The 9,118-nt window shown below is 71.6% G+C and carries 8 protein-coding genes and 2 tRNA genes; 8 read left to right on the forward strand and 2 right to left on the reverse strand.

What is annotated here, in order from left to right; all coding sequences use genetic code 11:
* The first annotated feature begins 372 nt into the window (after positions 1 to 372).
* The gene (locus ACFV1W_RS39330) at positions 373 to 1,602 is read left to right on the forward strand and encodes a PP2C family protein-serine/threonine phosphatase (protein ID WP_380422243.1); all 1,230 of its coding nucleotides are present in this window, start codon (positions 373 to 375) and stop codon (positions 1,600 to 1,602) included.
* Between the two features lie 477 nt (positions 1,603 to 2,079).
* Entirely contained in the window at positions 2,080 to 2,277 is a 198-nt protein-coding gene (locus ACFV1W_RS39335; protein ID WP_380422245.1) for a hypothetical protein, read from the forward strand.
* A 72-nt stretch (positions 2,278 to 2,349) separates the two neighbouring features.
* Here ACFV1W_RS39335 and ACFV1W_RS39340 read toward each other — a convergent pair whose 3' ends face one another.
* A complete protein-coding gene (locus ACFV1W_RS39340) occupies positions 2,350 to 3,144 on the reverse strand; it encodes a DUF6348 family protein (protein ID WP_380422247.1) in 795 nt (264 codons plus the stop codon).
* A 189-nt stretch (positions 3,145 to 3,333) separates the two neighbouring features.
* Between ACFV1W_RS39340 and ACFV1W_RS39345 the strand changes: the two genes are divergently transcribed.
* The gene (locus ACFV1W_RS39345; protein ID WP_380422249.1) at positions 3,334 to 3,909 is read left to right on the forward strand and encodes a hypothetical protein; all 576 of its coding nucleotides are present in this window, start codon (positions 3,334 to 3,336) and stop codon (positions 3,907 to 3,909) included.
* Positions 3,910 to 3,953: 44 nt separating this feature from the next.
* Here ACFV1W_RS39345 and ACFV1W_RS39350 read toward each other — a convergent pair.
* Positions 3,954 to 4,027 (reverse strand) — tRNA-Gly (locus ACFV1W_RS39350).
* A 158-nt stretch (positions 4,028 to 4,185) separates the two neighbouring features.
* Between ACFV1W_RS39350 and ACFV1W_RS39355 the strand changes: the two genes are divergently transcribed.
* The 5 genes from ACFV1W_RS39355 (at position 4,186) to clpX (ending at position 9,087) form a co-directional block, all read left to right on the forward strand.
* Positions 4,186 to 4,259, forward strand: a tRNA-Pro gene (locus ACFV1W_RS39355).
* A gap of 294 nt (positions 4,260 to 4,553) precedes the next feature.
* A complete protein-coding gene (gene tig, locus ACFV1W_RS39360; RefSeq protein ID WP_380422251.1) occupies positions 4,554 to 5,945 on the forward strand; it encodes a trigger factor in 1,392 nt (463 codons plus the stop codon).
* Positions 5,946 to 6,213: 268 nt separating this feature from the next.
* Entirely contained in the window at positions 6,214 to 6,831 is a 618-nt protein-coding gene (locus ACFV1W_RS39365) for an ATP-dependent Clp protease proteolytic subunit (RefSeq protein WP_380422253.1), read from the forward strand.
* A gap of 56 nt (positions 6,832 to 6,887) precedes the next feature.
* Entirely contained in the window at positions 6,888 to 7,550 is a 663-nt protein-coding gene (locus ACFV1W_RS39370) for an ATP-dependent Clp protease proteolytic subunit (protein WP_030283759.1), read from the forward strand.
* Positions 7,551 to 7,797: 247 nt separating this feature from the next.
* Complete coding sequence (gene clpX / locus ACFV1W_RS39375; protein ID WP_030283761.1) at positions 7,798 to 9,087, forward strand: ATP-dependent Clp protease ATP-binding subunit ClpX; 1,290 nt, start codon at positions 7,798 to 7,800, stop codon at positions 9,085 to 9,087.
* Positions 9,088 to 9,118: the final 31 nt, after the last annotated feature.

Genomic DNA, 9,118 nt, shown 5'->3' on the forward strand with positions numbered 1-9,118 from the left:
TTTCGTTTGTTTTTTTCTTGTGTGCGACGCGGCGAATCGGCCTTCGGACCGCACCCCCCAACCCCCCCTACAGCCCCAACCCCCACCCCGCCCGGGGGGGGGCCCCCCCCCCCCCCGGGCGGCCGGCCGCCGTCGTCCGCGGCCCCGCCCCACCTGTGGGATCGGCCACAGGCCCCGGCGCGCCCGCGTCCGCACACGCCGGGCGCACGCTCCGTCCGCAGGCTCCGTACGCCCAACGCCCGCACGCCTCCTGACGCCCTGCCCGCCACCGGCCCGATCGGCCGAAACCCGCCGAGCGGCCCGCGCGCCCGCGCCGCCGCCCGCCCCCGGCCCGTCGACGCCGGGCCGCACCCGTGGATAGGGTCGGACCCCATGGCTGGCAGACCGCCGGGCGCACCGCCCCAGACGACTGCGACGAGGCCCGGTGCCGCCCCGGCGGCGTCCGAGCCCGTGACGGCCCGGCTGCGCAAGAGGCTCCGCCGGGCCCGTCGAAGGCTGCGCACGGCCGGGGTCGACTACTTCCGCGGCGGCGCCGCCGACTGGCCGGTGCTCTGCGCGCTGGCCCTGCTCGTCCCGCTGATGATCCTGCTCAACATCTGGATCCCCGACTGGGCCCCGCCCACCGCCCTGGTCCTGCCCATCCTGGCCGGCGCGCTGCTGCTGCGCCCCGGCAGCCTGGTGGTGCTCTACGCGCTGGCCGCCCTCGGGCTGTCCGCCGAGTCCGTGATCCACACCGGCCAGCGGGTCGCCAGCGAGAACCCCGAGGCCTACGTCTACGGCGTGACCCCCGGCGCGGCCCTGGTGGTCGGCGCCGCCGGCGTGGGCGGCCTGCTGCTGGCCCAGTTCCGGGCCCGGGTCGGCGTGCCCTGGTGGGGCGGCTCCACCATGCTGTTCGACCTGCGCGAGCGGCTGCGGGTGCAGAGCCGGGTGCCCGAGCTGCCGGCCGGCTGGCACGCGGACATGGCGCTGCGCCCGGCCGGCGGCCAGTCCTTCTCCGGCGACTTCGTGGTGGCCGCCCGCACCGGCCCCGGCCAGCGGCTGCTGGAGGTGGTCCTCGCGGACGTCTCCGGCAAGGGCATGGACGCGGGCTCGCGGGCGCTGCTGCTGTCCGGCGCCTTCGGCGGCCTGGTCGGCTCGCTGCCCGCGCACGACTTCCTGCCCGCCGCCAACGGCTACCTGCTGCGCCAGTCCTGGGAGGAGGGCTTCGCCACCGCCGTCCACCTGGTGCTCGACCTGGACACCGGCGAGTACGAACTGCTCTCGGCCGGGCACCTGCCCGGCATGCAGCGCCTGGCCGGCGCCGGGCGCTGGGAGGTCAAGGAGGCGGAGGGCCCGCTGCTCGGCATCTACGACGGTGCCAAGTTCGAGGGCGTACGCGGCCGGCTGAACCGGGGTGACGTGCTGATGCTGTGCACCGACGGCATGGTCGAGGCACCCGGCCGGGACCTCGCCGAGGGCATGGACCGGCTGATGGGGGAGGCCGACCGGCTGGTCCCCGGCGGTGCCCCGGGCAGCGGCGCGGGCGCGGCGGCCGCGCTGATCGAGACGGTGGCCCGGGACATCAACGACGACCGCGCCGTCCTGCTCCTCTGGCGCGACTGAGGCGTCGGGCCGCGCGGCACATGCCGCGGGCAGCCGCTGTCAAGCCTGGCAGCTGATCTTCGGCCATATCGGACGCCCCCTCGGCTGACCGGACCAGCGGCTTCCGCTCCCCGCTCCCGGGCGTGTCCCGGCCGCTCAGCACCGCCCCGCCGACGATTCGTCAGGACGGCTCCGCTATCGTCCCGGTCGGCGGAAACTCGTCCCGCATCGCAGGATGTCGGCGCTGGGCCGACGGCCAGACCTTTACGCAACCGGCACGGTCGACCACACTGAGTCCGGGCGGGACTGTTCAGGATTTCGGGGGATGGGGGGCGACACGTGCGACACACCAGACGGCTGGCCGACGCGGGCCCCCTCACCGGCGCTGCGCCGGGCGGTCCGCGATTCCGCCCCGGGACCGTCGGACAGGCCGGGGTCCGGCTTCACAGGTGCCGCCGGGCGGCGGCGCCACGCTATGAAACGAGGAAGTGAGTCCGGGTGGCACTCTCCGTCTCCGCGCTGGTCCTGTTCGCGATCCTGTGCATCATCTTCATCCGGAACAAGCAGATGAAGATCGCACACGGGATCGTCGCCGCCCTGTTCGGCTTCATGCTGCACGAGACCACGGTGGCGACCTCGATCAACTCGCTGCTGGCCAACCTGGCGCACAGCATCTCCAGCATCACGGGAGGCTGACCGGGCAGGGCCGGGCCGACCGCTGGCCCCGGGCCGGGAACGCCCCGGAGGCGAGCGGGCGAGCGGCCGCCGCTACCGGCCGGCCCGCCTGGCCTCGCGCCAGCGGGCGAAAAGACCCCGGGGGCGCGCCGCCGCCGGAGCCGGAGCACGTACCGGCACGGGTGCCGCGGCACCCGCCGGCGCGGCCGCGACCGGCGCTGCCCGCTCCGCCGTCAGCAGTACGAACAGCCGCGCCCAGCACAGCCGTTCGCCGCGCGGCCAGTCCAGCGCGCGCAGCGCCGCGGAGGCCGACTCCGACACCTCGCCGCCCACCCGGACCTCGGCGACGTCGTCGCCCGCCTTCCCGCCCAGGAAGAGCTTCACCCCGACCGGGCCGGGCCCGGTCAGCTCCCGGCGCAGCGCGGGCGCCAGCGCGGGCAGCACCCGGTGCTCGGCGAGCCAGGCCGCCAGGTGCTCGTTGCCGAAGCCGAACACCGCCGCCGGCCCCTGCACCGCCCGCCAGCCCGGGAGTTCGGGCACGTTCGGGTGGTCGGCGTGCACCCCGCGCCCGTCCGCCAGCTCGACCAGCACCGAGGCGGTGGTGGTGGCCCACATCTTCACCGCGTTCGCGAGCTTCTCCTCCTCGGTCTTGCCGAGGCCGGCCGCGCAGTCCCACACCACCGGTGCGTCCGCCCGGCCCAGCTGCAGCACGAAGCCGAGGTCCACGTGCCCGGTGCCGCCGTCGTCCCCGGGGTGCTCGCGCACCGCGACGGCCGTGGTGCCCGGTCCGCGCACCACCTCGCCGTCCGTGCGGAAGACCTGGCCCAGCCGCGCCATCTCCAGGATCACACAGCGCTGTATGACGGCCAGTCGCTCCTGCGGACGCACCGGGACTCCTCCACCTCGGGAGCGCGGCGCGTGAGGTCGCGCTCGAACTGCGCTCGAACGCCGCCGAGGCTATCGGCCCGACCGCCGTGCGGGAAACCGCGCGCACCGTCCGAATCTCCGGTCGCGGAAATGTCCTGTATGCCCCACTTTGGGGAGCGGAAACCGAAGGCCGCCGCCTGGAGAGCCCGCATGCACCGCCCCGCCCTGACGCCCCGCCCCGCCCTGGCGCCCCGCCCCGTCCCGACACCCCCTCCGCCGCACCCGCTCGCCCCGGACGGCTCCGGCCTGGTCGCCGAGATCGAGGCCTACCTGGCCTCGCTGCCCGCCCCCGCCCGCACCCCCGGGCCGTACGTCTGCCCGTACGGGAGCACCCCGAGCCCCTGGCACGCTGGCCACCCGGCGCCCCGGGCCACCCTGCTCGACCGGGCGCTGCGCCGCCCCGCCCGGCCCGTCCCGGTCACCGCCGCCGACCACCTGCGGCTCGCCTCCCGCTACATCGGCGCCCACGGCTGGCTGCAGGGCGCGATGTGGGACGGCGCTGGCCGGGTCTGCCTGCTCGGCGCCCAGGCCGCCGTCCTGGCATACGGCTACGGCACTCCGGCGACCGTGCGCACCGCGCGGGTCCAGCTGATGGAGGTGCTGCACGCCACCGGCCGCCCGGCGCGCTCCCCGGACGAGTACAACGACCGTTCCACCACCCGGGAGGGCGACGTGCACCAGCTGCTCGACCGGGCCGCCGCCAGGGCCGCCCGGCTCGGGCTGTGAAACGACGGCGGCCCCGGTGCGCTGGGCGCACCGGGGCCGGTCGGTGGAGCGGGCGACGAGAATCGAACTCGCGTGACTAGTTTGGAAGACTAGGGCTCTACCATTGAGCTACGCCCGCGCGACCCCCCAGCCGTCTCCGGCCGGAAGTTCGGGAGACAGCGTACCTGCTCCGGCCGCTTCCGTGCACACCGCATTCCCCGCGATCACTCTTCCGTCGTGCCCCGAATAAGTCGGCGAGCCGTACAGGCCCGGCGTGTACGCTTCCTCTCGGCACCACGGGGTGTGGCGCAGTTTGGTAGCGCGTCCGCTTTGGGAGCGGAAGGCCGTCGGTTCGAATCCGGTCACCCCGACAGTGCGGCAGGGTCTCGCCCACCGGGGCGGGGCCCTGTTCTGTTGGGGCGGTACGGTGGCGTCTGGCGTCCGCCTTTCGTGGTACCGGTAGGATGGGGCACTGGCGGTAGTCCCTGTGGCGTCAACCCAGGTCAACCGCACGAGGGCGAGGAGTCAAGCTCACCGTCCACCCACACGGGAGATGCAGCTCCAACCGCCCATCGCCCGTCTCGCCCGACCCATCCGTACCGGCCCCGGCCGGGCGCAGGGGACGGGCGGAGGCAACCGACCGCAAGCCCATAGGAGACCTAACCGTGAAGAGCGCCGTCGAGACTCTGAACCCGACCCGGGTTCGACTCACCGTCGAGGTGCCCTTCGAGGAGCTCAAGCCCAGCCTCGACGCGGCGTACAAGAAGATCAACCAGCAGGTCACGGTTCCGGGCTTCCGCAAGGGCAAGATCCCGGCTCGCGTCATCGACCAGCGCTTCGGCCGTGGTGCCGTGCTGGAGGAGGCCGTCAACGACGCCCTGCCGCGCTTCTACACGCAGGCCGTCGACGAGGGCAAGATCGAGGTCCTCGGCCAGCCCGACATCACCAACATCGAGGGTGTCGAGAAGATCGCCGACGGCGGTGACCTGAAGTTCACCGCCGAGGTGGACATCCGCCCCGAGATCACCCTGCCGGAGTTCTCCTCCATCGAGGTGACGGTCGACCCGATCGCCGTCTCCGACGAGGACATCGAGAAGTCGCTGGAGCAGCTGCGCGAGCGCTTCTCCTCGGTCAAGGACGTCGAGCGCGCCGCGGCCGCCGGTGACATCGTGGTCGTCGACCTCGTCGCCAAGGTCGACGGTGAGGTGCCGGAGGACGGCACCGCCACCGGCGTCAGCTACGAGATCGGCTCGGGCCGCCTCATCGACGGCATCGACGAGGCCGTGACCGGCCTGTCCGCCGGCGAGGAGAAGACCTTCGAGACCGAGCTCAAGGGTGGCACCCAGGCCGGCAAGACCTCCGAGGTCACCGTCACCGTCACGGCCGTCCAGGAGAAGGAGCTGCCGGAGCTGGACGACGAGTTCGCCCAGCTGGCCAGCGAGTTCGACACCCTGGAGGACCTGCGCGCCGACTCCCGCAAGCGCCTGGAGCGCATGAAGGAGTACGACCAGGCCACCCAGGCCCAGGAGAAGGTCCTCGACGCCCTGCTCGCGCTGGTTGAGATCGAGTACCCCGAGAAGCTCCTGAAGGACGAGATCGAGACCCGCAAGCACAACGTCGAGCACCACCAGCTGGAGCCGATGGGCCTCAACCTCGACACCTACCTGGAGACCCAGGGCAAGACCCGCGAGGAGTGGGACGCGGAGATCGAGGAGCAGGCGAAGAAGGGCATCAAGACCCAGTTCGTCCTGGACCAGATCGTCGCCAACGAGGAGCTGGGCGTCAACCAGGAGGAGCTCACCGAGCACCTCATCCGCCGCGCCGCCGGCTCGGGCCTCACCCCGGACCAGTTCGCGCAGCAGGTCGTCCAGGGCGGCCAGGTTCCGCTGCTGGTCGGCGAGGTCGCCCGCGGCAAGGCGCTGGCCACCGTGGTCGAGGCCGCCAAGGTCGTCGACACCGAGGGCAACGAGATCAACTTCGACGACGACGAGGACGAGACGGCCGAGACCGTCGACGCCTCCGCCGAGGAGAAGGCCGAGGAGGGTACCGAGGCCTGAGTGCCCCGGTAGCCCCCTGAGGCGACACAGCGGGCCCGGACGCCGTACGGTGTCCGGGCCCGCTGTCGTCCCACCGCGCGCGGCGCGACCCTGCGCTCACAGCGAACAGTTCTGCGTGAGGGATTCTGCGGCCGGGCCTGCGCGTTAGGGTCCTTGGACAGCAACAATCACGACGTGATACCCGGAAGCTGTGCGACACCGTGAGAGCCGTGGAGCGGCCCTCCAAATCGACTGAGCAGGTGGCTAAGTGACGTTCCCGCAGATGCAGATGCCTGGCCCGATGGCGCCGCACGCCGCCGCTGGTGACGTGCTCGGCGGCCTTGGCGACCAGGTCTACAACCGGCTGCTCAACGAGCGGATCATCTTCCTCGGCCAGCAGGTCGACGACGACATCGCCAACAAGATCACCGCCCAGCTGCTGCTGCTGGCCGCGGACCCCGACAAGGACATCTTCCTCTACATCAACTCCCCGGGTGGCTCGATCTCGGCGGGCATGGCGATCTACGACACCATGCAGTACATCAAGAACGACGTCGTCACCATCGCGATGGGCATGGCCGCCTCGATGGGCCAGTTCCTGCTGACCGCCGGCGCCAAGGGCAAGCGCTTCTCGCTGCCGAACGCCAACATCCTGATGCACCAGCCCTCCGCGGGCCTCGGCGGCTCCGCCACCGACATCCGCATCCAGGCCGAGCAGCTGCTCCGCACCAAGAAGCGGATGTCCGAGCTGATCGCCTTCCACAGCGGCCAGTCCTTCGACCAGATCACCCGGGACTCCGACCGCGACCGCTGGTTCAGCCCGGAGGAGGCCCTGGAGTACGGCCTCATCGACGCGATCATGCACAGCGCCGCGGACGTCCCCGGCGGCGGCGGCACGGGCGCCTGAGCCTCGGCCCGGCCCACGAGACCACAGCCACAACGCCCCGGAGGACAAGAACCCCCATGAACATCCCCAGCCTGTCGGCCGCCAAGGCCCGCGTCGAGGACATGCGCGCCGAGGGCCGCTACATCGTCCCGCGCTTCGTCGAGCGCACCACGCAGGGCATCCGCGAGTACGACCCGTACGCCAAGCTGTTCGAGGAGCGCATCATCTTCCTCGGCTCGCAGGTGGACGACGTCTCGGCCAACGACATCATGGCGCAGCTGCTGTGCCTGGAGTCGATGGACCCGGACCGCGAGATCCAGATGTACATCAACTCGCCCGGCGGCTCGTTCACGGCCCTGACGGCCATCTACGACACCATGCAGTACGTCAAGCCGGACATCACCACGGTCTGCATGGGCCAGGCGGCCTCCGCCGCGGCCGTGCTGCTCGCCGCCGGCACCCCCGGCAAGCGGATGGCGCTGCCGAACGCCCGCATCCTGATCCACCAGCCGTACACCGAGACCGGCCGCGGCCAGGTGTCCGACCTGGAGATCCAGGCCAAGGAGATCTTCCGGATGCGCGAGCAGCTGGAGGAGATGCTCTCCAAGCACTCCAACAAGTCGGTGGAGCAGGTGCGCGACGACATCGAGCGCGACAAGATCCTCACCGCCGAGGAGGCCGTCGAGTACGGCCTGGTCGACCAGATCATCTCCACCCGCAAGACCTCGCTGACCTCCTGAGGCCGGCACCGACGGGGCGGGGCGCGCACCCGGTTGCGCGCCCCGCCCCGGCCCGTCGGCGGGTTCTGCCACGGCATCTGTTCGGTATCAATTCGCCCAGGGCGTAGGGCAGACCCGGCGAAGAGGACGGAATCACGGGCCCGGCAGAGTACCGTCGGATAGCGAGACCGAGCGCCGTCGGCGCGGACGGTCCACAGCACCAGGCCCCGGAACCCCTGCGGGGCCCCTGGCGAAGGGGAAGCACCTCGTGGCACGCATCGGAGACGGTGGCGACCTGCTCAAGTGCTCGTTCTGCGGCAAGTCGCAGAAGCAGGTGAAGAAGCTGATCGCCGGCCCAGGCGTGTACATCTGCGACGAGTGCATCGACCTGTGCAACGAGATCATCGAGGAGGAACTCGCCGAGACCTCCGAGGTCCGCTTCGAGGAGCTCCCGAAGCCGCGTGAGATCTACGAGTTCCTGGACCAGTACGTGGTCGGCCAGGACCTCGCCAAGAAGGCGCTGTCGGTCGCGGTCTACAACCACTACAAGCGCGTCCAGGCGGGCGAGGCGGGGCGCAGCGGCGGCAACGGCCGCGAGGACGCCATCGAGCTGGCCAAGTCGAACATCCTGCTGCTGGGCCCGACCGGCTCCGGCAAGACGCTGCTGGCGCAGACCCTGGCCCGGATGCTGAACGTGCCGTTCGCGATCGCGGACGCCACCGCGCTGACCGAGGCCGGCTACGTCGGCGAGGACGTCGAGAACATCCTGCTCAAGCTGATCCAGGCGGCCGACTACGACGTCAAGAAGGCCGAGACCGGGATCATCTACATCGACGAGATCGACAAGGTCGCGCGCAAGAGCGAGAACCCCTCGATCACCCGTGACGTCTCCGGCGAGGGCGTGCAGCAGGCGCTGCTGAAGATCCTGGAGGGCACCACCGCCTCGGTGCCGCCGCAGGGCGGGCGCAAGCACCCGCACCAGGAGTTCATCCAGATCGACACCACCAACGTGCTGTTCATCGTCGGCGGCGCGTTCGCCGGCCTGGAGCGGATCATCGAGGGCCGCGCGGGTGCCAAGGGCATCGGCTTCGGCGCCAACATCCGCTCCAAGCGGGAGTCGGACGCCAGCGACCACTTCCGCCAGGTGATGCCCGAGGACCTGGTGAAGTTCGGCATGATCCCCGAGTTCATCGGCCGTCTGCCGGTGATCACCAGCGTGCACAACCTCGACCGCGAGGCGCTGCTGCAGATCCTCACCGAGCCGAAGAACGCGCTGGTCAAGCAGTACCGCAAGCTCTTCGAACTGGACGGCGTGGAGCTGGAGTTCTCCCGGGACGCGCTGGAGGCGATCGCCGACCAGGCGATCCTGCGCGGCACCGGCGCCCGTGGCCTGCGGGCCATCATGGAGGAGGTGCTGATGTCCGTGATGTACGAGGTCCCCTCGCGCCAGGACGTCGCCCGCGTGGTGGTCACCGGGGACGTGGTCTCCAAGCACGCCATCCCCACCCTGGTCCCGCGCGACATGATCAAGCGCGAGCGGCGCGACAAGAGCGCCTGACGCCCGCGGTCGTACGGAAGGGGCCCCGCAC

Origin of the sequence: Kitasatospora sp. NPDC059648, assembly GCF_042734825.1 — a bacterium.
Classification (GTDB): Bacteria; Actinomycetota; Actinomycetes; order Streptomycetales; family Streptomycetaceae; genus Kitasatospora.

Coding starts and splice junctions, on each gene's coding strand:
- ACFV1W_RS39370 (WP_030283759.1), top strand. CDS start 6,888: ATGAACATCCCCAGCCTGTCGGCCGCCAAGGCCCGCGTCGAGGACATG.
- ACFV1W_RS39365 (WP_380422253.1), top strand. CDS start 6,214: ATGCCTGGCCCGATGGCGCCGCACGCCGCCGCTGGTGACGTGCTCGGC.
- ACFV1W_RS39330 (WP_380422243.1), top strand. CDS start 373: ATGGCTGGCAGACCGCCGGGCGCACCGCCCCAGACGACTGCGACGAGG.
- ACFV1W_RS39345 (WP_380422249.1), top strand. CDS start 3,334: ATGCACCGCCCCGCCCTGACGCCCCGCCCCGCCCTGGCGCCCCGCCCC.